The following is a 23,914-nucleotide window of genomic DNA, read 5'->3' on the forward strand; positions in this document are numbered from 1 at the left end:
GCCACGCTTCATGCGCTCACGCGGACTGCCGGCGCAGCCTGAAGGTGCCGTGTTTTGCTCGAAGCGAAATCAAGCAACGCCTGTTGCCGACGGATCGATGCGTCTGACTTCAATGGTCAGGTGCGAGAGCGACCGGAACCGCGCCACCTTGGCCCGGTAGTATTGCTCACTCCGCTCCGTCGCAGTCACCACGGAGAGGATGGCCCCGAGATGACCGGGCCCCAGTCGCCAGAGGTGAAGGTCCGTGAGCCGATCGCCATCATTCTCGATCGAACGCTTGAGGTTGTCAGCCATGCGACGATCGGGATTCATGTCGAGCAGGATAGCACCGGTGTCGCGAATGAGGCCGAACGACCAGCTGGCAATCACGAACGCGCCGATAAGTCCCGCCAACGGGTCCATCCAGAGCCAGCCGAAGGCGCGCGCAAGCAGAAGGCCGGCGATGACCAGCACCGATACCGCGGCATCCGCCAGAACATGGATGACAGCGGCACGCATGTTGTGATCTCGCGCCGTCGATCCATGCGCGTGCTCATGCTCCTCGAATTGTACGGGGTAGGTCTGCTCGCCAAGCCTGACGTTGGCGCTGAAAGCGTGCGGCTCGGGAATCTCATCAATGGATTCGAGGTAGTCGCCGCAATCCCTGAGCGCAAAGATTTGCCGGGCGCCGTCCGGACGCACGGTCTCGATCGAAACAGTCGCGGCGCGAAGCACAGTGGCACCTTCTGCACGAAGCCGGAAGCGCGGCGGCACACCGTCCTCGAACACCTCGAGGACCACATCACCCTCACCGGTTGCAAGCCGATGGCTCTCCTCTTCATCATGATGGGCGTGGTGTCCGTGTCCATGTCCGTGGTCATGATGATGGTCTCCGCCACTGAGCAGCCACGCGCTGGCGACGTTGACGGCAAGGCCGAGGACCGCAACAGGTATCGCTTCGGCGAAATGGATCGGAACCGGGGCAAAGAGGCGGCTGACCGCTTCATAGCCGATCAACAGCGCGATCATCGCCAGGATAATAGCGCTGGTGAACCCGGCTAGATCTCCGAGCTTGCCGGTCCCAAAGCTGAACCGCGGATCATCGGCATATTTCCGGGCATAGGTATAAGCAAGCGCCGCGAGCAACAGGGCACCCGCATGGGTGCTCATGTGAAGTCCGTCAGCAACCAGCGCAATCGATCCAAACAACCAACCGCCGACAATTTCGGCGATCATCATCGCGCTGCAGAGCCAGATCACCGCCCAGGTTTTGCGTTCGCTTTTCTGGTGGTCACCAGAAAGGAAAACATGGCTGTGAAGACCCGGAAAGGCCGCGCCACTGGCATCGCTCATAGTAATCCTCGTTCGCTACTTCAGGTATGTCCGTACGATGTCGATCAGGTCGGCGGCGCCTCTGGCTCGCTCCGCGTCTTTTTCATGCGCCGGATCGACGACGTGATGGCGAATGTGATCTTCGAGAAGCTCGGCCGTCAGTCCATTCACGGCACCTCGCACCGATGCGACGAGCATCAGCACGTCGGCGCAACCGATCTCGGATTCCAGCGCGCGCTCGACCGCCTCGATCTGCCCCTTGATGCGCCGGATGCGGCCGATGAGCTTGGATTTGTGCTTGATGGTGTGCGACATGACATCTAGTATAGGGGGGTACCCTATATTGATCAAGCTGCAAATGCGGGCGGGCGCATGTTCGTGAAGTCGATACCGCTTCGGAGTCGAGCGCTGCTGCTCTTGCCGATGCTTTGGACGCAGTCCGCGCAGGCGCACGGCATCGCCGGCAACCGCTATTTCGCCGGCACCATGACCTTCGACGACCCCGCCGTCGCTGACGAGCTGATCCTGCCGAACTTCAACTATCTCGGTTATCCGGCACAGGGCAGCGACGCCGTCGAGAACCGGATCAACGCGTCCTTTGCCCGCCTGCTCACGCCGACGCTCGCCTTCACGATCGACAGCGCCTGGGTCCATCAGACCTGGCCGACCGGCCGCACCTCGGGTTTCGACAAGACCAGCATCGGTCTCAAATACGAGGCCTATCGCGACAACCGTCACGAGGCGCTGATCTCGATCGGACTCGCGTGGGGCATCGGTCACTCCGGCTCGGTCGCGATCGGTGCCGATGCTCCCGACACGATCCAGCCGGGCATCTTCTTCGGCAAGGGGTTCGGCGACCTGCCCGACTCGCTTGCGTGGCTACGGCCATTCGCCGTCACCGCCGCCGTCGTCGATGAAGTCCCGATCGGCACCGGCGGCATGGCACTCGCACCCAATCTCGTGACTGGTGGCTTCAACACCGTGCCCTCGCCGGCCGTCGAAACGCTGCATTGGGGTTTCTCGATCCAGTACAGCACCCTCTACCTGACGAGCCGCTTCAACGGCGGACCGCCCAGGGAGGAGCCGCTGAACCAATGGGTGCCGCTTGTCGAGTTCAGGTTCGATAGCCCTCGCGGCCAACAGACGGCAGCAACTGCAAATCCCGGCATCGCCTATGTGGCAGTCACATGGCAGGCCTCGGCGGAAGCGATCATCCCGCTCAATCGCCTCGGCGGGACCGGCCCGGGCTTCCGGGCACAACTACTGCTTTTCCTGGACGACCTCGTGCCGTCGCTGTTCGGCAAGCCGCTGTTGAAGGATCACCCCGCGAACAACCAAACCGCATGGTGACAGCAGTCCGCGGCTGGGGCGCCGTCCGATCATGACCGGAGGCGCGCCCGTGCCACCTACAGCCCGGTATAGCCGGCCTTGACATGGTCGGTGCTGCCGTCGAGCTGGCGCAGATAGGTCAGCCCGCACACCGTCAACCGATGGGTATCGCGCTCGCCCGCCTCGAACAGCGTCTGCACGTACTCCGTCACCTTCGCCCGCGCTTCGTCGCTTGCGGCGGACGTGCGATTGAGCAGCAGATCGTATGTCTGCATGATGCGATCGATAGCGGCTTCCATTGAAGTCTCCGGGTTGACGCTCAGGCGACCACCAGCGTCTCGGCCTCGAACTTCGCGATCGCCTTGTTGGCGAGGCGGAGCCGGTTCTGCTCACCGCGCTGGAACAGCTTCACGATGATGCCGAGCAGGCGCTCATTGGTGGCGAAAGTGTCAGGAATGGCGCCGGATTTGCGCAGATAGTTCGAGGCGATCGCGTAGGCGTCACCGACCACCTCGACATTCAGCGCCTCAATCCCGCGCTCGACCAGCATGTCCTGTCTCTCTGTTGGGAGACGGGATAAAGCACGGGGAACACGTTGGTTCCTCACTGGGCCGATATATTTTCGCACATGCAGCATGAAAAACGCATCGGCCGGGCATGACCGATGCGTTGAGAGCAAGAACTGAACTGGAGGGAGGCTGCCGGTCTTCTCAAGCGGCCGGCTTGGCCATCAGGCGAAAAGAGGAAAGCTCAGAGGCGATACAGGATCTGGTCGGTCCAGAAGCGCTCGAGGCGATGCAGTGACTTGTTGAGGCTCGCGAACTCCTCGTTCGAGATGCCACCGACCTGCTCCACCGTCTTGACGTGCTTCTGATAGAGCGCATCGACGATCTTGCGGACTTCCTGGCCCTGCGGGGTCAGACGGATACGCACCGAGCGGCGATCGACGCGCGAGCGCTGATGATCGAGGAAGCCTAGCTCGACGAGCTTCTTCAGATTGTAGGAGACGTTGGAGCCGAGATAGTAGCCTCGGGTGCGCAACTCGCCGGCGGTCAGTTCCTTGTCACCGATATTGTACAGGAGCAGTGCCTGCACCGAGTTGATGTCGGCGCGGCCGCGACGATCGAATTCGTCCTTGATGACGTCGAGGAGCCGGCGATGCAGCCGCTCCACCAAAGTCAGGGCTTCGAGATAGAGCGGCTGCACCGGAGCTTGACCGGTAGCGCGATCAGCGGCATCCGCCGCCGTTGTCGCAACGGCTTTCATCATGACACTTCCCCTGTTTGTCGTTTTTATCGACTTTATTCGACGAAACTTGTGTCCCGCCTGATAGGTCCAACGTAAGGGGGCCGTTTGAATATCCGCTTAAATAAGAGAATAAAGAGATCATGAATTTAAGACAGTGAATCGTGGATTAAGCCCATGGATCAAGGGCTTTTCGCAACTTTTCATTGACGGTGCGAGGCTGCTGTTCACGCTTCGTCTGCGCCTCCTGTCACATTCGGAAACAGCATCGTCTGAATTCGAAACGACGGCGTAACGAGTGTGAGGGAACCCTTTACGGTGACCGATCGGTTACCGGAAAATTCTTTGAAAATTTTATCGGAGCGCATCGCGGCGGGACGCGCGCGATACGCGCAAGCCGCCAGCATCGGCTGCGGGTGAGACCGGTTCCGCCGTCGGCCCGCGCAAAGCCGGTCGGCACACGCACCAAGATCCGGAGCAATGGATCCCGACGGCAGGTCCCGTGGAGTGCTCCCGGGACGGGGCGCCTCGATAGGGATGCGATCTCTGTCGCGTCCACCTGCAGAACCGGCGAAGCTGTCTTCTCGTTGCGGGCACGACTGTCTTGAATCGGCGGCCGCCGACTGCAATCTGTCGCCCTGTCGCAGCCGGGCAACAGCATCAGGCCGGCGTGGTGCGTGGGCTATGGCGGGCGTTCGCGCGCCGACATCCAGGCCAGCGCGAGATAGGCCGCAAGCATCACGGCCTCGAGCCCGACCACGGTGAGGCTGCCGCCATAGATGGCAGGAAACATCAGCTCGATGACCGCCATCGACACCACGGTGGTCAGCCAGACCACGGCGCCCCACGGCGTCGCGAGCCAGAGGCCGACAGCGGCGACGAGCTCGATGACGGCAAAATAGATCGTGGCGGTCTGCCAGGCCATCGACTGGTTCTCGAAGGCCTCCTCCTCGCCGCCGACGAAGCCGGTCACCTGGGCCCAGTGATAGAGGCCCTTGGCGACCGAAACGACGGCCATGATGCGCAGGAAGATGACGAGACGCCGCGTCCACGCATTGTCGTCCGGCTCGATCCGGTCCGACGAGATCGCGCTCACCGAGATGGCGTTGTCCCGGGCCTGATCGCGTGTCGAGGTGTCAGACATCCGAATCGCCGCATGGCAGCTGCAAAATGGGGTTCATGGCGCAGTCTTGGCCCGCCGGGGACGCAAAATCAATTGCCGTTGCGGCAAATCAAGGTCGCTTGGGGCGCAATGACGGCGCCCCTGCGAGATGCTAGGAGTAGACTTATATCAGGTCCAGACCAGCCGTCCCCGGGGAGAAGACAACATGGCGATCAAATTCGGGCGCCCGATCGAATTGCGCGACACGCCGCGGCGCCAGACCGATGCCCTCGCCTCGCCCTCGCTGGACCTTGCGATCCGCATGCGCCGCAATCGCAAGTCGGAATGGGCGCGCCGGCTGGTGCGCGAGAACGTGCTGACCACCGACGACCTGATCTGGCCGATGTTCGTGGTCGATGGCCATAACACCCGCACGCCGGTGGCCTCGATGCCCGGCGTCGACCGGCTCACCGTCGACCAGATCGTGCGCGACGCCGAGCGCGCCGCAAAACTCAACATCCCCTGCATCGCACTGTTTCCCTTCACCGAGCCGGCGTTGCGCGACGAGCAAGGCTCGGAGGCGCTCAATCCCGACAATCTGGTCTGCCAGGCGGTGCGCGCGATCAAGAAAGAGTTTCCCGACATCGGCGTGCTCTGCGACGTCGCGCTCGATCCCTTCACCAGCCATGGCCATGACGGACTGATCGAGGATGGCAAGATCCTCAACGACGAGACGGTCGCGGTGCTGGTCAAGCAGGCGCTGACCCAGGCCGAGGCCGGCTGCGACGTGATCGCGCCGTCGGACATGATGGACGGCCGCATCGGCGCGATCCGCGAGGCGCTCGACGACAACGGCTTCGGCGACGTGCAGATCATGTCGTATGCCGCGAAATACGCCTCCGCGTTCTACGGCCCGTTCCGCGACGCGATCGGCTCGGCCAAGACGCTGACCGGCGACAAGCGCACCTACCAGATGGACAGCGCCAATTCCGACGAGGCGCTGCGCGAGGTCGAACTCGACATCGCCGAGGGCGCCGACATGGTGATGGTCAAACCCGGCATGCCCTATCTCGACATCGTCCGCCGCGTGAAGGACCATTTCGCGATGCCGACCTTCGTGTACCAGGTGTCCGGCGAATACGCGATGATCGCGGGCGCCGCCGCCAATGGCTGGATCGACGGCGAGCGCGCCATGATGGAAAGTCTGGTCGGCTTCAAGCGCGCCGGCGCCGACGGCATCCTGACCTATTTCGCGCCGAAGGCCGCCGAGAAGATCAAGGCGGAATCCTAGACTAGGTCTGGCCCGCGGCCGGTGCTGTCGGATGCGGGCCGCACAGCGGACGCAGGGCGTCGCGCTGCTGCTGCGACAGCACGGTTAGCGGATAGATCGGCTCACCGGTCTCGCGCCTGAAGAACGGATGCGGCCACGCCTTTCCGCGCAGGCGCCAGCCCAGCACCCTGCCAATGGCGCGCGCGATCAGCCCCAGGTTCAATCCGGTCGAGCCCTTTGGCGCCTCGCCGACCGCGTATTTCCCTTGGATCGCGCCGATCGGCTTGCCGAACGCTTCATCGGCGCGCAGCGCGCCGCCGTCGAACGCCTGCGCGACAATTCCGACGAACGGGACCGATGGCCTTAGCGTATTGCCGACCGGCGTGTTGCAGCACGTCGTGTGCCAGCGGAACAGGCCCTTCGGCGTCAGCCGCACGCCCGCAATCTTGTCCTGGCCCTGCACGAAACTCAGCGACGACGGCGCGATCTGGACGATGTCGGTGCCGCCATGTGCGTCGAGCAGATCGGCGCGGCCTAGCTGGTGCATGAACGCCTGGCAGTCGTCGCAGTAACAGGTCACGCGATTGGCCGATTGGGGCGACGGGTTCGAGACGACACCGAAAACCTCTCCGCACCTGCAGCGCAGCCCGATCCGTGTGCTCATGGGTTCCTCTCGGCTTGCCGTACGCAACATACACGTTCCGCGACCGCCTATGGCCGCCGAATCGCCGGAATATTTCGGCTAGTTAATGTTCGCCCAGACTTGGCAGGCGCCCGTCCTGTTCCCATGTCCTGCGCGGGTGTTTCATCGGAGGTTGGTCATGTCTTACGGCAGTGACGGTGGTGCGTGGCGCAACGACGGCGGCGTTCCCCCGCATGCGTTCGATCCATCGATAGAGCCGGAACTGTTCCGCGGCGTGCTGACGCGCCGCGTCTTCGCGTTCCTGATCGACCTCTTCGTGCTGTCGGTGCCGGTGATCCTCGCCGTGATCTTCATTGCGGTGTTCGGCCTGGTCACGCTCGGCCTCGGCTGGGCGCTGTTCTGGCTGGTATCGCCGGCTTCGATCGTCTGGGCCATCGTCTATTACGGCGCCTCGATCGGCGGCCAGCATTCGGCCACCATCGGCATGCGCATGATGGATCTGGAACTGCGCACCTGGTACGGCGCCCGCGGCTATTTCGTGCTCGGCGCCACCCACGCGGTGCTGTTCTGGGTGACGATCTCGTTCCTGTCGCCTCTGGTGCTGCTGGTCGGGCTCCTGAACGGCCGCCGCCGGCTGCTGCACGACATCATCCTCGGAACCGTCATTATCAACAGCTCGGTCCGGACCCAGGTCTCTCCGGCCGCGCGGGCCTCCTATTAGGCCCGCCTAAACCAATTGACCGTTAGCCTCCGGGGGGCGATGCTAACTCGGCTGCCTGTATTGTTTGTGGAGCCCGACGATCAGACGTGACCCAGCACTCGCGTGATACCCCGCAGTTCTATCTGACGGCGCCCTCACCCTGCCCCTATCTACCGGGCCGGCACGAGCGGAAGGTTTTCACGCACCTGGTCGGCGACAAAGCGGGCGATCTCAACGACTTGCTGACCCATGGCGGCTTCCGGCGCAGCCAGTCGATCGCCTACCGTCCGGCGTGCGACCAATGCCGGGCCTGCGTCTCGGTCCGGGTGGTCGCCAACGAATTCCGCCCCTCCCGCAATTTCCGCAAGGTTCTCGCCCGCAACGCCGACATCATCGGCGAGCAGCGCACGGCGGTGCCGACCTCGGAGCAATATTCGGTCTTCCGCGCCTATCTCGACCGCCGCCACCGTAACGGCGGCATGGCCGACATGACCGTGCTGGACTACGCGATGATGGTCGAGGACAGCCATGTCGAGACCCGGATCATCGAGTACCGCAAGCGCAATGCCGACAGCGCGATCACCGGCCGCGGCGACGAGCTGATGGCGGTGGCGCTGACCGACGTGCTCAGCGACGGGCTGTCGATGGTCTATTCCTTCTTCGAGCCGGGGCTCGAGGCCCGCTCGCTGGGCACCTTCATGATCCTCGATCACATCGCCCGCGCCCGCCGGCAGGGTCTGCCTTACGTCTATCTCGGCTACTGGATCGAAGGCTCCAAGAAGATGGACTACAAGGGTCGCTTCCTGCCGCAGCAGCGGCTCGCCCCGTCAGGCTGGCTGCGCGTCGACGCGTCAGGCGAAGGGCTGGCTGAGCCGCAGGACTAGCGCCTGGTGAGATTGGGCTAAGCTGCTACGGCGTCGAAACTTCACCTCTCCCTTGGGAGAGGTCGATTTGCGCAGCAAATCGAGTGAGGGGTTAAGGTCTACCGAGGGAGCAAGGGCCCTCACCCGGATTGCTGCGCAATCCGACCTCTCCCCGGCGGGGAGAGGTGAAACAAGACCGCGCCAAGTCGATTCAACTAAAGCTCATTCCGCTATAGAGCGCTCGCGCTAGGTACCGAAGATCGTATCGAACAACAGCTTCAGGTTCAGGATCACGATCAGGCCGGCGACGATCCACGCCGCCACCGCGACCGGCATCGAGATCGCGAGCGCGCCCATCTTGCGCTTGTCGGACACGAAGCGCACCAGCGGGATCACCGCGAAGGGCAGCTGCATCGACAGCACCACCTGGCTGAACACCAGGAGCTGCGCGGTGCCGCTCTCGCCATAGAGCGCGGCGACCACGATCACCGGGATGATCGCGATGCCGCGGGTCACCAGCCGCTGCAGCCAGTCGGGCAGCTTGAGGTCGAGAAAGCCCTGCATCACGATCTGGCCGGCCAGCGTTGCCGTCACCGTCGAGTTGAGGCCGGAGGCGAGCAGCGCCACGGCAAACAGCGTCGAGGCGATGCCGAGCCCGAGCAGCGGCGACAGCAGTTCGAACGCCTGGTCGATCTCGGCGACGTCGGAATGGCCGCTCTTGTGGAAGGTCGCGGCCGCCAGCACCAGGATCGCGGCGTTGACGAACAGCGCCAGCATCAGCGCGATGGTGGAATCCGTGGTCGCCCATTTGATCGCGTCGCGCCGCCCCTCCTCGGTGCGCGGATAGGCGCGGGTCTGCACGATCGATGAGTGCAGATAGAGGTTATGCGGCATCACGGTGGCGCCGATGATGCCGATCGCGATGTAGAGCATCTCCGGATTGGTGACGATCTCGCGCGACGGCATGAAGCCGCCGAGCACGCCGGCGATCGGCGGCGCGGCGGCGGCGATCTGCACCGCGAAGCAGACCGCGATCACGATCAACAGCGCGATCACGAAGGCTTCGAGGAAGCGGAAGCCGCGGTTCATCAGCAGCAGCAAAAGGAACGCGTCGAGCGCCGCCAGCAGTGCGCCGCCGATCAGGGGAATGCCGAACAAGAGCTTGAGCGCGATCGCGGTGCCGATCACCTCGGCAAGGTCGCAGGCAATGATCGCGGCCTCGCAGGCGAGCCACAGCAGCAAATTCACCGGCCGCGAATAGGTCGCACGGCAGGCCTGCGCCAGATCGCGATCGGTCGCGATGCCGAGCCGCGCGGCAAGCGCCTGCAGCAGGATCGCCATCAGGTTGGAGAGCAGGATGACCGACAGCAGCGTGTAGCCGAACTTCGAGCCGCCCGCGAGATCGGTGGCCCAGTTGCCGGGATCCATGTAGCCGACCGAGACCAGATAGCCCGGGCCGGCGAAGGCGAGCAGCCGGCGCCACCAGACGCCTGCACTCGGCACCTGAACGGTCGCGTTCACCTCAGGCAGGCTGCGCGCATGGCCGGCATCATCGCGCCAACCGCCGGGCGCGGCGTTGGAAACAGAAACGGGAGACATATCAGGAGTCCGAGCGTCCATCGCTCAAGGATGGCCGATCTCTCCCGTTATTGCAACTCATTTGCAACTGCATCTGGGCTCACGGAAATGATACCGGCCGCCAACCTTGTAAAGCACTGAGGAAGTGCTTTACGTTGGACGCATGATCAAACTTCCCGTCGAGACGCCAACCGCAACGCTGCGCTACGCCCTCGCACCCGACCCGTCGGGCATCGAAGCGATCGAAGCGACCTTTGCGGCCTATGACCGGATGATGGCTGTTCTCGCCGAGGTCGCGCCCGTCGGCGCCAACCTCGTCTCGCTGCACGCCCAGGCCTATGAGCGGATCCGCAAGGAAACGGGCCTGCCCGCGCGCCTCGTCACGCTCGGCCTGCGCGACCGCGCCAACTACATCGCGGGCGCCGCCGTCCGCCGGATACCGCTCGACGACAAGTTGTTTGCGATCAAGGGTCCAACTTCACTGACCATTAGCACTGTCAGCGGACGCGTGTTGGTGCCGTTCGACGTGCCGGGATATGTCTCTGGCTGGGAAAGCCCCTTCCCGGCGCATTTGATCTCGGATGGTCGCGGCTACGAAATCCACATCGCCGTCAAATCGAAATCAGCACAACCGGAGGAGAAGACCATGCTTCACGAAGGCATCCTTGCACGTATGGGCCGGCTTCTTGCCGCCATCGCGAGCCAGACCATCGACAATGTCGAGAACAACAACAAGGTCGCGCTGGTCAAGCAGGCGATCCGCGAGATCGACGCCGGCGCCGACGAAGCGCGCTATGCGCTCGGCAAGTCGCGTGCCGAAGAATTCCGCCTGAAGAGGCGTCGCGAGGAACTGGATACCGAAACCGCTGGTCTGAAGGAGAAGATCCGTCTCGCACTTGCGGAAAATCGCGAGGACCTCGCGCGCGCCGGCGTCGCACGGCAAATTGATCTGGAGTCGCAGGTGATCGCGCTGGAACGCGCGATGGATTTCATCGAGCTCGAAATCGATGAGCAGACCAAGGCACTGCAGGCCATGCTCGGCGCGCGCCGCGAGGCGGAGGCGCGATTAACCGATCTCGAACAAAGTCTGGTCCGCGAGGCCAGGGACGAAACCAGCCGGGGCCCATCGACGACCAATACATTGAGTGCTGAACGCGCCATGGCGGCGATCGCCCGGGTGACCGGTGTTCCCGCTTCCAGCGTGCTCGGCGACAAGGAGCTTGACGAACTCGATCGCCTGCACCGCGAAAAGGAAATCGCGGCGCGGCTTGAAAGGATCAAGTCAGAAAAATGAGTGCAGTTGGCGACATCCTGCTCGCCCCCGACGTACGGCCCTTCGCGGTCGCGGCTGCGATCATGGTGGCACTTGGCGGTATCGAGTTGCTCACCACCATGGTCGGACTTTCGATCAGCGAACTCATCGGCAAGGAGTTCGCGGTCGAGGCCGAGAGCCACAATGCTCTCAGTGGCCTGTTTCTCTGGATCAACGCCGGGCGGCTTCCCCTCCTGATCCTGATCATCCTGGTACTTGGCATATTCTCGATCGGAGGCTTTCTGCTCCAGGGACTGGCGCATGCCGCAGGCACCGCCATCCCGGTTTCCATTGCCGCCGTGGTTGCCGCCGCAGGCAGCATTCCCGTGATCAGAAACACCAGCCGCGGCCTCGCCCGCATCATTCCGCGCGACGAGAGCTATGCGGTCAGCGACAGCGACTTTGTCGGCAAGGTCGCCACCGTGTCGGTCGGCCCGCTCGATCAGGGCCTGCCGGGCCGGGTTCGTCTCAAGGATGTCTTCGGCAACTGGCACACCGTGTCGGCGCGTGCCAGCGCCGAGTCCGAGGCATTGCCGGTCGGCGCCAGCGTGCTGCTGGTCGACCGCGACGCCAAAAGCTTCATCGCGATATCAGCTCCAGCCGACCTGGTCGAACAACAACACTCTTCCAACAGGGCATAACACATGTGGGAACTTGCTATACCCGTCGCTATTGGCGTCCTTGCCATTCTCGTTATCGGTCTGCTGTTCGCAAAGCTTTACAAGCGCTCGACGCGCGACGAGGCCTATGTCCGCACCGGCCTCGGCGGCCAGAAGGTGGTGCTCGACGGCGGCTCGCTGGTGCTGCCGATCTTCCACTCCACCGCTGCGGTAAACCTGAAGACCTTGCGGCTCGAGGTCGCGCGCGGCGGCCCGGACTCGCTGATCACCAAGGACCGCATGCGCGTCGACATCGGCGCCGAGTTCTACCTGCGCGTCAAGCCCGATAGCTCCTCGATCGCCCTCGCTGCGCAGACGCTCGGCAACCGCACCAACGACGCTGCCGAGCTGCGCGAGCTGGTCGAGGCCAAGTTCGTCGACGGCCTGCGCTCGGTCGCCGCGACCATGAACCTGGAAGAGTTGCAGGAGCAGCGCGCGACCTTCGTCAAGGCGGTGCAGGACGCGGTCGGCGCCGACATCCAGAACAACGGCCTCGAGCTTGAATCGGTGTCGCTGACCCGGCTCGACCAGAGCGACATCAAGCACTTCAACCCGAGCAATTTCTTCGACGCTCACGGTCTGACCACGCTGACCAAGATCACCAAGGAGCGTGAACAGGAGCGCAACCAGATCGTCCGCACCACCGAGGTCAATATCGCCCAGCAGGACCTGGTGGCGCGGCAGACCACGCTGACGATCGAAAGCACCAAGCGCGAGGCCGAGCTCGCCCAGCAGCGCGACATCGCCAACAAGACCGCGGCGATGCGCGCGCAGACCGCGCAGGTCGAGCAGACCGCGTTGCAGAACGAGGCCGAATACCGCATCCAGCAGGAGCTCGCGGTCGCCAACAAGCAGACCGAGGCCAACCAGGCCCGCGACACCCGCAAGATCGAGGCCGATCTCGCGGTCAAGCGCCGCACCACTGAGACCGACCGCGAGCTGCAGATCGTGGCGCAGGAAGCCGCAATCGCGGTTGCGACCAAGAGCAAGGAGCAGTCGGAAGCCCAGACCATCGCGGAGACAGCGCGCGCACTCGCGATCGCGGCCGAAGAAAAGGTGACCACCGCCCGCGCCACCGAGGTCGCCGAACGCGACAAGATCATCAACGTGATCGCCGCGCGCAAGGTTGCCGAGACCAATGCAATGCCGATCACGGTGATGGCGGAAGCCGAGAAGCAGGCTGCGGCCAACAAGGCCGAGGCCACCAACGTGCTGGCGAAAGCCGACGCCAACGCAGCCACCACCCGCGCCGCTGGCGTCAAGGCACTCGGTCAGGCCGAGGCAGAAGTTGCGACATTGAAGGCGGAGGCGCGCAACAAGCTGAGCGCCGAGATGATCGACTACGACCTCAACCTCGCCCGCATCAACGTGATCCCGAGCGCGCTCGCCGAGGCGGTGAAGCCGATCGAGAAGATCTCCGACATCCGGATCTTCGACACCGGCAGCATGCTCGGCCGCGGCGGTGCCAACGGCCATGGCAACGGCAATGGCGGTCTCGGGCTCGGCGACGGGCTCGCCGCGCAATTGCTGTCGGTCTCGGCATTCAAGCCGATGATCGACAAGATCCTTTCGGAGGCCGGCTTCCCGGCAGGGTCCGATGCGCTGACCAGCCTGACCAGCGCGCTGGCGCAGCGCAAGGCCGAGGCCGCCGCGGCTCCCGCGGTCAGTGACGATGCCCGGCCGGCCACGCTGGTCGGCACCATCACCGGCCAGCTCGCACCGGGACCCACGCCGCAGTAACGGGCTTTAGGCGCATGAAATCGATGCGGTTCAGACTGAGCCGATCTGACGGCAGACACGCTCGACCTCTCCCGCTTGCGGGGGAGGTCGGATCGCATCGCTAGATGCGATCCGGGTGGGGGCTCCCTCCACGACACGACTCGCTGTGAGAGCCCCACCCTGACCCTCCCCCGCAAGCGGGAGAGGGAATGCAGCTTCGATGCGGCGACTGAACCCAACCTGACTTCCTCTGGAAAGGCTCACCGAATCCTCGGCGGGCCTTTGTTTTTGCGTTATCGGGAAACGGGTGGGATCGGACGTCTTCCAACCACACACTATGGCCAGATCGAATTTTGCCAAGGATTCTGCCATGTCCGCCGATACGCCTCGCCTGCCGGCCACCTTCAATCGCCTCGCCTGGTCCAACCTTGCCGCGCAATCGGCCGAGCAGATCGCGCTTGCAGCTGCGCCCATCGTCGCCGTGCTGGTGCTCGGCGTCGGCGAAGGCCAGACCGGCCTGCTGCAGACCGCGCTTACGCTGCCCTTCATCCTGTTTGCAATTCCCGCCGGCCTACTCGCCGATCGCGTGTCGCGGCGCTGGGTCATGGCGGGCTCCGAGGCGCTGCGCGCAGTGGCCCTTGCCGCGATCCTGCTGTTGCTCTGGCTCGGCGCGATGACCTTGCCGTTGCTCGCTTTGCTCGGCTTCATCGCGGTCTGCGGCACGGTTGCCTACAGTGTCGCTGCTCCTGCGCTGGTCCCGTCACTGGTGACATCGCAGCAACTCCCAGCCGCCAACGCTCGCATCGAGCTGGCGCGCACCGTCGCGTTCGCCAGCGGTCCAGCACTCGGCGGCGTGCTGGTCGGCTGGGTCGGCGCCGCGCCCGCATTCGGCTTCGCCGCGGCGCTGTCGGCGATCGCGGTCGTGCTGCTGGCCGGCCTCTACGAGCCGGCGCGTGCGCCCGCACCGCGGCGCCACCCGTTGCAGGACATCAAGGAAGGCGCTATTTTCGTGATGCACCATGCCTTGCTGCGGCCCGTCTTCATCACCCAGTTCATCTTCAACACCGCCTCGTTCCTGCTGCTCGCCGTGTTCGTGCCCTATGCGGTGCGCCACCTCGGGCTCAGCGCCACCGGCGTCGGCACGACACTTGCGATGTATGGGGTCGGCATGGTGGTCGGCGCGCTGTTCGCCACCCGTGTGATGAAGCGGCTGGCGTTCGGCACCGTGATCGGGCTCGGCCCCGTCACCGGCCTGGTCGCCTCGCTCGTGATGGCGTTGACGACCTGGATTGCCACGCCGCTGCTCGCCGGCCTCGGCTTTTTCCTGCTCGGCGTCGGCCCGATCCTGTGGGTGATCTCGACCACCACGCTGCGGCAGTCGGTAACGCCGCCCTCGCTGCTCGGCCGCGTCTCGGCGATCAACATCATGAGCTACGGCGCCCGCCCGCTCGGCTCCGCGCTGGGCGCCATCGTCGGCGGCCTGTACGGTGCCGAAGCCTGCCTCTACCTCGCAGCCGCGATCTTCGCCGCCCAGGCGCTGGTGATCCTGCTGTCGCCCGCGGTGTCGCTGACGCGGCAGCCGGACATGGTCGGCGAGCCTGCGCGCTGCTGATCAGCTCGCCAGATACCGCTCATACTTGCCGCCGACGACCTCGTCGGCGGCAACCGCCGGATCCAGCGTATAGAGATCCTGCGCGTGGCTGATGCCGCGCAACACGAAGCGGCCGGTGGAAACCAGGTAGTTGCGGCCGGCGGCATCCAGCCCGGTGCGGAAATCGGTCGAGGTCAGCAATTCGCGGTCAACCGAGGCACACATCGAGGCGATCCGGCTGACCTCGTTGACGGCGGGCCCGACCACGGTGAAGTCGAGCCGGTCCTCGCTGCCGATGTTGCCGTAGAAGACTTCGCCGACATGGAGGCCGACATAGGCCGTGGTGGTCGGCCGGTTCTCGTTTTCGCGGCGATCGTTCAGCACGCGGATGTTATGGCGGAATCTGTGCTCGGCACGCAGTGCCGCGCGCCTGGCGCTTGCCATGTTCTCGCTGGTGAACATCGCCAAGACGCCGTCGCCGATCAGCTTCAGCACCTCGCCACCCGCGTCGTGGACCGCGTCGATCGAGGCCTGCGCGTAATCGTTGAGGAACGGAATGATCTCGTCAGGGCCGATGCGCTCGCTGATCGCGGTCGAGCCGCGCACGTCGGAGTACCACAGCACGGCCTTGATCTTCTCGGTGATGCCGCGCTGCATGCGTCCGCGCAGCACCTGCTCCGCCGTCTCGCGGCCGAGATAGACCCGACCGAGCGTGCGGGCGATCTCGACCTGCGCCGCCGATTTGATCGCGAGCCCGAGCACCGGCACCAGGTCGCGCAGCGCGGCCATGTGGTTCTCACCGAAACCGTCCGAATGCCGGGTCGTGTAGTAGGAATAGAAGCAGTCCATCTCGCCGATCGTGCCGGCCTCGCCGAAGCGGTGCACGAACGCCGCGAAATGCTTGTGGCCCTTCTCGGCGAGGTCGCCGATCATCGAGAAATCGTGTGGCGCGGCGAGGTCGATCACCATCTCGTCATGGCCGTTTTCGAGCATGTGGTGGAACGCCGACTGCCGCCACTTCTGGCCGGCTTCGCCGGTACTGGTCGAGCCATATTCGAAGATGTCGGCCTCGTTGCTCTCGCCGTCGTTCCAGCGGAAGCCGCGCCCCTCGAAGATCGGATGCAGGGTGTCGATGAAGACGATGGCCCGCGACAGCGGCATGCCGGCGGCCCGACAGCGCTCGCAGAAGCCGCGCAGCAGGTCGTTCTCCGGCAAGCCCGTCAGACCCTGGCGGACCAGCCAATTCATGAGGCGCAAACGGGGCGTCAGTTCCATCAATGGATTATGCCGGGCAATTGGTGCGGGAGGAAGGGCTGGTCGTCGCGCGACAGATGCGGATGCCAACGCGGCATTGCAAGGCAGCCCGCCTCACCATTTCGCAGGGAACAGCGCAGCCCGAGTCGGCGATTCCGCTTCACTTTGCCTTGGCCTTCGCGCACAAGGAGCGCATGGACAACGATGCCGGCCCGCAAAATCCGATCCGACGCCTCCTGCTATGGGCGATCACCCCGCCGCAATCCTATGGGGTCTATCTCGGCGGCATCATCCTGGTCTACGCCCTGTCGTTCTATGCCGGCACGCTGAAACCGAAACACGTTCCCCCCGCTCCGCCGGTGACCACGCCGTCCGCCCCGCACAGCTGATCAGGCCGGCTTGGCCTCCGACGTCGCGATCCAGATTCCGGCGCAGACCGCGATCAGGCCGGCGACCAGACTGACCGTGATCGGCTCGCCGACCAGTTGCTTGGCCAAAAGCCCGGCCGCGATCGGGTTGACCGTCATGGTGTTGGCGACGCGGGTCGGTGAGGCCCGCTCGAGCGCCAGCACCCACAGGATGAAGGCCAGCGCACCACCGGCAATTCCAAGATAGAGCCCGGCGATCCATTGCGATGCGCCGAACGCGCGGAGCGTCGCCAGGCTGCCGCTGAACGCCCCAACCGCCACCAGCGCAGCCGCACCCGCGCCCATGCCGACGGCAAGGAAGCCGAGCGCGCTGGAGCGGCGGATCAACGGTCGCGACAGCACGTTGTAAAACGCCATGCAGAGCACGGCGGCGGCCATGATCAGCTCGCCGCGCCATGCGCCCGGTGGCGCCGCCGACAGCCCGGATGCGAGCGCCGCGGCGACGCCGAGCACCGCAATCGAGACCCCGGCCGATTTGCGCATCGTCAGCGGCTCGATGCCGAGCACGGCGCCGACCACCATGGTGGAGAGCGGCAACGTCGCCAGCGCCAGGCTGGCACGTGCCGCCGTCGTGTAGGACATCGCGATGTTGTAGAGCACGAAGAACACGCCGAAGAAGGCGATGCCGAGCGCCGCGACCGCCGGCCAATCCCCGCGCCGCGGCCATTTCGCCCCGAGCAACACCGCAGCGGGAAGCACGCAGAGGAAGCCGATTGCCCAGCGTAGGATCGCAAGCGTGATCGGGTCGGCGTTACCGGCCAGATACCGCGTGATCGCCGCTGCCGTGCCGCCGAGGCAGCTCGAGACCAGAGCCATCGCTACGCCGATCCACTCCCCCATTCCGCCCTCATGCGTTTCGCACTCGCTTGTGGCATCTTGCAAAGCGAAATCGTTCCGGCAACTACTTCACAGGTACTCATGTCGCAGCAGCGCGATTTTGCAGCCAGCCTGCGCTGGTGGCGGCAGCGCAAGGGCCACTCCCAGCTCGAGCTCGCCGGTCGCGCGGACATTTCGCAGCGCCATCTGAGCTTCCTGGAGCTCGGCCGGGCCGCGCCGAGCCGCGACATGGTGATCCGGCTTGCCGCGGCGCTCGACGTGCCGCTGCGCCAGCAGAATGCGCTGTTGGTCGCGGCCGGCTTCGCGCCGGTCTGGCGGCAAACCGACCTTGCCGCGCCCGAGCTCGCCCAGATCCGCCACGCGCTGGATTTCATTCTGGCACAGCAGGAGCCATTCCCTGCGGTCGTGGTCGACCGGCACTGGAATCTGCTGCTTGCCAACGCCGGCGCGGTACGGCTGGTGGAATTCCTGGTCGGGCCGCTGGTATCAGGCACACCGGTCAACCTCGCCGACGCGCTGATCGCTCCCGGCGTGCTGCGGCCCTGGCTCACCAACTGGACCGAGGTCGCCGGCTACTTCGTCCGCAGCGTCGAGGCCGATGCGGCCGCCGACGGCACGTCAGCGACGGCGGACCTGCTGAAGCGCCTGCTGGCCTATGACGGCGTCGAGGCCGCGTTGACCGCGCCGCCGCCAACATCCGGGCCGGTGCTGCCGATGTTGTTCCGCAAGGGCGACGCGCGCCTGCAGCTGTTCACGACAATCGCAACGCTGGGGACGCCGCAGGACGTCACGTTGCAGGAACTGCGGATCGAGAGCTTCTTTCCGATGGACGAAGCGACCGCGCAGATTTTTCGAGACTGGTCGAGTGCCGCCAAAGCAGCTCAGTCGTAGAACTCCGGCGACAGCTTCAGCCCGTCGCGCTGCGCCTTGTCGTGGTTGATCCAGAGCTGCGCCTTCTCCTTGGTCAGCGTGTCGGCGATCTTCTGCATCGAGGCCAGCGTCTGCTCCTTGCTGGCGTTCAGGCTCGGCACGCGCCGGTTGTCCCAATTGTCCTTGAAGTGGACGGCGTCGCCGGTCAGCACGACCGCGCCGCTTTTCGGCAGCTTCACCAGCAGCGACTGGTGGCCGGGCGTGTGGCCCGGCGTCGCCAAAATGGTGACGCTGCCGTCGCCGAACACGTCGCGATCACCCTCGAGCTTGGTGACCGGATGCTCGGGCTTGAAGCGCGGCGCGTCGTTGACGCCCGGCCAGTCATACTCCGCCTTCTGCACGTACAGCATCGCGGCCGGGAACAGCTCGACATTGCCGATGTGATCGGGATGGGTATGCGAGACGGCGATCGCCTTGATGTCCGACGGCTTCACGCCGAGCTGGTCGAGCTGCGCGGCGAGCGTCTTCGGCCGGTGCCACGCGACGGCTTTGGGATCGGCCGGTGCAAGGCCGTTCGGCATCGCGGCTACCGCGTCGGGAATGCCGGTGTCCCACAGGAACCAGCCCTGCGCGTGCTTGATCAGATAGCAATTGTCGACGAAGTCCATCGACTTGCCTTCATTGACGCCGGGCGACCAGCGTGAAATGTCGCCGGCAACGCCCTCGCCGCAGTTGAGGATGTAGAGCCGTTCGACGCCTGATTTCGCCGGCTGGGCGTCCGCATACGGCATCGCGCCCGCGACCCACAGCGAAAATGCAAGACCGATTGCCTTCTTCACGTTGGCCTCCGTTGATCGAGCCGGTTACTTAAGCGCGCGCAGCCGCAATGTGCCGTCTCGTCCGCAACCGCGGAAGAGGTCGGCATGAGGCAATCGATCAATTGAATGCGAGCGCGCGCCGCCGCCTAGACCATTTCCGCGGGCGCCAGCCGGCAGGTCTCGCTGCTGATCTCGACCTGCAGCGTTGCGTGGTGGATGCTGAACCGCTGCGAAAGCTCGGCGCAGACGCGATGCAGGAAGACATCGTCGTGTCCTCCGGGCCGCACCAGATGCGCGGTCAACGCGGTCTCGCTGGTGCTCATCGCCCAGATGTGCAGGTCGTGCACCTCGGTGACGCCCTCGAGCGCGGCGAGATAGTCCCTCACCCGCTTGAGGTCGATCCCCTTCGGCACCGCGTCGAGCGCGAGGTTGACGCTGTCGCGGGCAAGCTCCCAGCCGCTCAGCAGCACGACCACCGCGATGGCGAGGCTGATCGCCGGATCGAGCCATTGCCAGCCGGTCGCCATGATCAGGAGCGCGGCGATCACGACGCCGAACGAAACGCCGGCATCGGCCGCCATGTGCAGATAGGCGCCGCGGACGTTGAGGTCGCTGTCGCGGCCGCGCATGAACATGAGCGCAGTGCCGCCATTGATCAGGATGCCGAGCGCCGCGACCCAGACCACGGTCCAGCTCGCGACCTCCGCCGGCTCGCGGAAGCGGTTGATTGCCTCGACCGCGATGCCGCCGACCGCGATCAGCAGCAGCCCGGCATTGAACAGCGCCGCCAGGATCGAGGCGCGGCGATAGCCATAGGTGTGGGTATCGGTCGGGCGCCGGCCGGCGAGCCACGCCCCGCCCCAGGCCAACAGCAGCGCGATGACGTCGGAGAGATTGTGAACCGCGTCGGAGACCAGCGCCAGCGAGTTGGCGGAATAGCCGAAGATCAGCTCGGCAACGACGAAGGCGGTGTTGAGCGAGGCGCCGATCGCAAAGGCCGTGCCGAAACTGGCGGGCGCATGGCTGTGCCCGGCATGGGAATGTCCCGCGTGGGAGTGGCCAGCATGGGACTGGTTGTGAGAATGACCGCTGTGGTCATGGTCGTGGTCGTGATGATGCGCCATGGCAACCGTCGCCCGTGATCGTTGGCGACGGTTATAGCGCGGCGAAATGTGGATACTATCACACCGCGCTGGTCGTAAGCGTAGCCCGGATTTCGCTGCGCGCCATCCGGGCTACAATTCCACTACTCCACACCGCGGTTGAACTTGTTCGACTTGGGCAGGCCGTGGGCGAGCCGGCCGGCGTCGGCGCGGTTGCCGCGCCAGTCGGCCAGTTCCTTCATGCTCATGCTGTGCTCGCGGCCGGCGGAGTCCTTCCAGGTCAGGCCGGTCTTGGCGTCGAACACCGCAACGTCGGACAGCTCCGAGCTGGTATATTTCTGCAGCCGCACGCCGCGGCCGCGCGCCATCTCCGGCACCTGGTCGAGACCGAACAGCACCATCTTGTGGTTGGTGCCGATCACGGCGACGGTATCGCCGAGCACGGTCGTGATCGCGCGGGCCTCGTTCGGCATCTCGACATTGAGCACCTGCTTGCCCTTGCGGGTGTTGCCGACGCAGTCCTCTTCCTTGACGACGAAGCCCTGGCCCTCGCTGCTCGCGATCAGGAACTTGCGCTCGCCCTTGTTGACGAACAGCGAGATGATCGCGGCGTCCTGCTCGAGGTCGATGAACATGCGGATCGGCTCGCCATGACCGCGGCCGCCCGGCAGTTTTGCGACGTCGAGCGAGTAGAACTTGCCGTTGGTGGCGAACAGCAGCAGCTTCGAGGTGGTCTCGGCAAAGAACGAGTGCTCGAGCTTGTCGTCGGTCTTGAAGGCAAGCCCCGAGAGATCCTCGACATGCCCCTTCAGCGTCCGCACCCAGCCCTTCTCGGAGATCACGACGGTGCACGGCTCGCGCTCGACCAGCGCTTCCTCGATCGCGGCGAGATCGTGCTCGGGCGCATCGTCGAAGGTGGTGCGGCGCTTGCCGAGCGGCGTCTTCGGCCCGAAGATGTCGCGGACCTTGCGGACCTGATCGCCGACCTTGGCCCACTGCTCGGTCTCGGAGGCGAGTAGCCCCTCGACGCCCTTCAGCTCCTTGCGCAGATCCTTGTCCTCGGTGCGGATCTCCATCTCTTCCAGGCGGCGCAAATTGCGCAGCCGCATGTTGAGGATGGCGTCGGCCTGGATTTCGGTGAGCTTGAAGGTCTTGATCAGGACCGGCTTCGGCTCGTCCTCGGTACGGATGATCTTGATCACCTTGTCGAGGTTCAGATAGGCGACGAGGTGGCCGCCCAGCACTTCCAGCCGGTGCTCGATCTGCGTCTTGCGAAAGTTGGAGCGGCGGATCAGCACGTCGCGCAGATGGTCGAGCCATTCGCGCAGGCACTCGGCAAGGCCGACCACCTTCGGGATGCGGCCCTTGATCAGCACGTTGAGGTTCAGCGAGATCTTGCTTTCCAGCTCGGTCAGCCGGAACAGCGACTCCATCATCAGCGCCGGATCGACGGTGCGCGACTTCGGCTCGATCACGAGCCGAACGTCCTCGGCCGATTCGTCGCGCACGTCGGCGACCAGCGGCAGCTTCTTCTCGTTGATCAGCTCGGCGATCTTCTCGACGATCCGCGACTTCTGCACCAGCCACGGGATCTCGGTGACGACCACCACCCAGGTGCCGCGCGCGCCCTCCTCCTGGGTCCAGCGCGAGCGGGTGCGGAACGAGCCGCGCCCGGTGGTGTAGGCCTCGACGATCGCTTCCTTGGAATCGACGACGATGCCGCCGGTCGGGAAGTCCGGGCCCTTGACCCATTTCAGCAGCGCCTTCGACTTGGCGTCGGGCTTCTCGATCAGGTGCAGCGCGGCGTCGCACAGTTCGGCGGCGTTGTGCGGCGGGATCGAGGTCGCCATGCCGACCGCGATGCCCTGCGCGCCGTTGGCGAGCAGGTTCGGGAAGCCGCCCGGCAGCACCACCGGCTCTTTCGACTGGCCGTCGTAATTGAGGCGGAACTCGACACCGTCCTCGTCGATGCCGTCGAGCAATAGCCGCGCGACTTCGGTCATGCGCGCTTCGGTGTAGCGGTAGGCGGCCGGATTATCGCCGTCGATATTGCCGAAATTGCCCTGGCCGTCGACCAGCGGATAGCGCGAGGAGAAATCCTGCGCCAGACGCACCATGGCGTCATAGATCGCCTGGTCGCCGTGCGGATGGAACGAGCCCATCACGTCGCCGACGATCTTGGCCGATTTCTTGAACGCGGCGCGCGGGTCGAGCCCGAGCAGGTCCATGCCGTAGAGGATGCGCCGGTGCACCGGCTTCAACCCGTCGCGGGCATCCGGCAGCGCGCGATGCATGATGGTCGAGAGCGCATAGGCGAGATAGCGCTCCTCGAGCGCATCACGCAGCGGCACCTCGTGAATTTCGGCCGGCTTTTCCGGCGGTATCTGTCGTTTTCCCATGGGGAGGCGTTAAACCCTGGCGGTGAATCGGGCAAGCCGCGAATCACCGCGAATTTAGGTTGCGAATCGGCCCTACGGAATGGCCGTCCGGCCCCGCCGCCGGGTCACGGCGTTGATGAATCCGTCGCGGGCGTCGGAATGGCCCTGCCCGCGCGGCTCCAGCACGTGGCGGAGCAGGAACAGGCCGGTGATCGTAAAGCCGTCGCGCAGGTCCTGCTCCGACCAGCTGTTGGCGCCGCCCTCGCCTTCGCGCAGGAATGCCGGCAACGGCAACAGCCGGTCGCGCCACGGCTCGCCGGCGGCCCGGGACACCGCGCCGCCGGATTTCGGCGACACATAGATCAGGTCGGTGGTCTCCCCGGTGGCCGCGCAGTTCTCCAGATCGAGCCCGAAGCCGAGCTCGGTCAGCATCGCCAATTCAAACCGGATCAGGTGCACGGCGGCAATTCCGGCGTCGTCGAAATCGTCGAGCGTCCCTTGCAGCATCTCGTAGATGTCTTCATGCGGATCGCGCTCCGGCAGCAGCCGGGCCAGCGCCGCCAGATGCGTGACGCCATAGACGGCGTGCGACGATGCGAGCAGCGTCGCCGCCCGCAGCCTTGTGCCCTCCAGCGCGTACATCCCGAGATGCTCATCGAGCCGGGCCCGCCACACCGCGGTGACGCTGTTGCCGGGCTGCAGCAGCGGGCGCATCCGCGAGCCGGCACCGCCGCGCACCAGGCCGAGATGGCGGCCGTGCTCGCGGGTCAGGAGCTCGACGATGGCGGAGGATTCGCCATGCCGCCGCACCCCCAGCACGATGCCTTCGTCGGTCCATTCCATGTGCTAACTATACCGCCAACCGGTCCGATACTGAAGTTGTCGACCTATGCGGGACGATCGT

At 65.0% G+C, this 23,914-nt stretch carries 24 protein-coding genes; 10 read left to right on the forward strand and 14 right to left on the reverse strand.

Annotation, left to right across the window (positions count from 1 at the left end):
* Positions 1-69: 69 nt before the first annotated feature.
* The gene (gene dmeF, locus JQ507_18255; protein ID QRI66961.1) at positions 70-1,332 is read right to left on the reverse strand and encodes a CDF family Co(II)/Ni(II) efflux transporter DmeF; all 1,263 of its coding nucleotides are present in this window, start codon (positions 1,330-1,332) and stop codon (positions 70-72) included.
* Positions 1,333-1,347: 15 nt separating this feature from the next.
* Positions 1,348-1,626, reverse strand: coding sequence for a metal/formaldehyde-sensitive transcriptional repressor (locus JQ507_18260; GenBank protein ID QRI66962.1), 279 nt, complete (start codon positions 1,624-1,626; stop codon positions 1,348-1,350).
* 102 nt (positions 1,627-1,728) lie between these two features.
* Here JQ507_18260 and JQ507_18265 point away from each other — a divergent pair, with 102 nt between their 5' ends.
* The gene (locus tag JQ507_18265; protein ID QRI66963.1) at positions 1,729-2,661 is read left to right on the forward strand and encodes a hypothetical protein; all 933 of its coding nucleotides are present in this window, start codon (positions 1,729-1,731) and stop codon (positions 2,659-2,661) included.
* A 56-nt stretch (positions 2,662-2,717) separates the two neighbouring features.
* On the opposite strand, the gene JQ507_18270 is transcribed toward JQ507_18265, so the two are convergent.
* The 4 genes from JQ507_18270 to JQ507_18285 all read right to left on the reverse strand — a co-directional run bounded on the left by JQ507_18270 (position 2,718) and on the right by JQ507_18285 (position 5,029).
* A complete protein-coding gene (locus JQ507_18270; GenBank protein ID QRI66964.1) occupies positions 2,718-2,939 on the reverse strand; it encodes a hypothetical protein in 222 nt (73 codons plus the stop codon).
* Between the two features lie 20 nt (positions 2,940-2,959).
* On the reverse strand, positions 2,960-3,190 hold the full coding sequence (locus JQ507_18275) for a hypothetical protein (GenBank protein QRI66965.1): 231 nt from the start codon (positions 3,188-3,190) through the stop codon (positions 2,960-2,962).
* Between the two features lie 200 nt (positions 3,191-3,390).
* Positions 3,391-3,909 carry a winged helix-turn-helix transcriptional regulator gene (locus JQ507_18280; GenBank protein QRI66966.1) on the reverse strand — a complete coding sequence of 173 codons (519 nt, stop codon included), beginning with the start codon at positions 3,907-3,909 and terminating at the stop codon, positions 3,391-3,393.
* Positions 3,910-4,567: 658 nt separating this feature from the next.
* Positions 4,568-5,029: a hypothetical protein gene (locus JQ507_18285; GenBank protein ID QRI66967.1), complete on the reverse strand. Its 462-nt coding sequence runs from the start codon at positions 5,027-5,029 to the stop codon at positions 4,568-4,570.
* A 184-nt stretch (positions 5,030-5,213) separates the two neighbouring features.
* Between JQ507_18285 and hemB the strand changes: the two genes are divergently transcribed.
* Entirely contained in the window at positions 5,214-6,278 is a 1,065-nt protein-coding gene (gene hemB / locus JQ507_18290; GenBank protein ID QRI66968.1) for a porphobilinogen synthase, read from the forward strand.
* A gap of 1 nt (position 6,279) precedes the next feature.
* Here hemB and JQ507_18295 read toward each other — a convergent pair whose 3' ends face one another.
* On the reverse strand, positions 6,280-6,921 hold the full coding sequence (locus JQ507_18295; protein ID QRI66969.1) for a hypothetical protein: 642 nt from the start codon (positions 6,919-6,921) through the stop codon (positions 6,280-6,282).
* Positions 6,922-7,078: 157 nt separating this feature from the next.
* Between JQ507_18295 and JQ507_18300 the strand changes: the two genes are divergently transcribed.
* Entirely contained in the window at positions 7,079-7,621 is a 543-nt protein-coding gene (locus JQ507_18300; protein ID QRI66970.1) for an RDD family protein, read from the forward strand.
* Positions 7,622-7,707: 86 nt separating this feature from the next.
* The gene (locus tag JQ507_18305; protein ID QRI66971.1) at positions 7,708-8,484 is read left to right on the forward strand and encodes an arginyltransferase; all 777 of its coding nucleotides are present in this window, start codon (positions 7,708-7,710) and stop codon (positions 8,482-8,484) included.
* 225 nt (positions 8,485-8,709) lie between these two features.
* Here JQ507_18305 and JQ507_18310 read toward each other — a convergent pair whose 3' ends face one another.
* Positions 8,710-10,083, reverse strand: a complete 1,374-nt coding sequence (locus JQ507_18310; protein ID QRI66972.1) for an Nramp family divalent metal transporter — start codon at positions 10,081-10,083, stop codon at positions 8,710-8,712.
* A 121-nt stretch (positions 10,084-10,204) separates the two neighbouring features.
* On the opposite strand from JQ507_18310, the gene JQ507_18315 reads away from it, so the two are divergent.
* From JQ507_18315 to JQ507_18330, 4 genes are all read left to right on the forward strand, one after another.
* On the forward strand, positions 10,205-11,335 hold the full coding sequence (locus tag JQ507_18315; protein QRI66973.1) for a PspA/IM30 family protein: 1,131 nt from the start codon (positions 10,205-10,207) through the stop codon (positions 11,333-11,335).
* Positions 11,332-11,994, forward strand: coding sequence for a DUF1449 family protein (locus JQ507_18320; protein ID QRI66974.1), 663 nt, complete (start codon positions 11,332-11,334; stop codon positions 11,992-11,994). The genes JQ507_18315 and JQ507_18320 overlap by 4 nt, the downstream gene beginning before the upstream one ends.
* A 3-nt stretch (positions 11,995-11,997) precedes the next feature.
* Positions 11,998-13,752 (forward strand): flotillin family protein, encoded by a 1,755-nt coding sequence (locus JQ507_18325; GenBank protein QRI66975.1) that lies wholly within the window; start codon positions 11,998-12,000, stop codon positions 13,750-13,752.
* Between the two features lie 349 nt (positions 13,753-14,101).
* On the forward strand, positions 14,102-15,343 hold the full coding sequence (locus JQ507_18330; protein ID QRI66976.1) for an MFS transporter: 1,242 nt from the start codon (positions 14,102-14,104) through the stop codon (positions 15,341-15,343).
* Here JQ507_18330 and JQ507_18335 read toward each other — a convergent pair whose 3' ends face one another.
* Positions 15,344-16,597, reverse strand: a complete 1,254-nt coding sequence (locus tag JQ507_18335; GenBank protein ID QRI66977.1) for an adenylate/guanylate cyclase domain-containing protein — start codon at positions 16,595-16,597, stop codon at positions 15,344-15,346.
* 173 nt (positions 16,598-16,770) lie between these two features.
* Between JQ507_18335 and JQ507_18340 the strand changes: the two genes are divergently transcribed.
* Positions 16,771-16,965, forward strand: coding sequence for a hypothetical protein (locus JQ507_18340; protein ID QRI66978.1), 195 nt, complete (start codon positions 16,771-16,773; stop codon positions 16,963-16,965).
* On the opposite strand, the gene JQ507_18345 is transcribed toward JQ507_18340, so the two are convergent.
* Positions 16,966-17,844 carry a DMT family transporter gene (locus JQ507_18345; GenBank protein ID QRI66979.1) on the reverse strand — a complete coding sequence of 293 codons (879 nt, stop codon included), beginning with the start codon at positions 17,842-17,844 and terminating at the stop codon, positions 16,966-16,968. It abuts the gene before it with no gap.
* Between the two features lie 78 nt (positions 17,845-17,922).
* Between JQ507_18345 and JQ507_18350 the strand changes: the two genes are divergently transcribed.
* Positions 17,923-18,732 (forward strand): helix-turn-helix domain-containing protein, encoded by an 810-nt coding sequence (locus tag JQ507_18350; protein QRI66980.1) that lies wholly within the window; start codon positions 17,923-17,925, stop codon positions 18,730-18,732.
* On the opposite strand, the gene JQ507_18355 is transcribed toward JQ507_18350, so the two are convergent.
* The 4 genes from JQ507_18355 to recO form a co-directional block, all read right to left on the reverse strand.
* Positions 18,723-19,502 carry an N-acyl homoserine lactonase family protein gene (locus JQ507_18355; protein QRI73400.1) on the reverse strand — a complete coding sequence of 260 codons (780 nt, stop codon included), beginning with the start codon at positions 19,500-19,502 and terminating at the stop codon, positions 18,723-18,725. The genes JQ507_18350 and JQ507_18355 overlap by 10 nt on opposite strands.
* Positions 19,503-19,675: 173 nt before the next feature.
* Positions 19,676-20,653: a cation transporter gene (locus JQ507_18360; protein ID QRI66981.1), complete on the reverse strand. Its 978-nt coding sequence runs from the start codon at positions 20,651-20,653 to the stop codon at positions 19,676-19,678.
* A 122-nt stretch (positions 20,654-20,775) separates the two neighbouring features.
* A complete protein-coding gene (parC, locus tag JQ507_18365) occupies positions 20,776-23,031 on the reverse strand; it encodes a DNA topoisomerase IV subunit A (protein QRI66982.1) in 2,256 nt (751 codons plus the stop codon).
* 72 nt (positions 23,032-23,103) lie between these two features.
* Positions 23,104-23,853 carry a DNA repair protein RecO gene (gene recO, locus JQ507_18370; GenBank protein QRI66983.1) on the reverse strand — a complete coding sequence of 250 codons (750 nt, stop codon included), beginning with the start codon at positions 23,851-23,853 and terminating at the stop codon, positions 23,104-23,106.
* Positions 23,854-23,914: the final 61 nt, after the last annotated feature.

Source organism: Bradyrhizobium sp. PSBB068 (genome assembly GCA_016839165.1).
Taxonomy (GTDB): Bacteria; Pseudomonadota; Alphaproteobacteria; order Rhizobiales; family Xanthobacteraceae; genus Bradyrhizobium.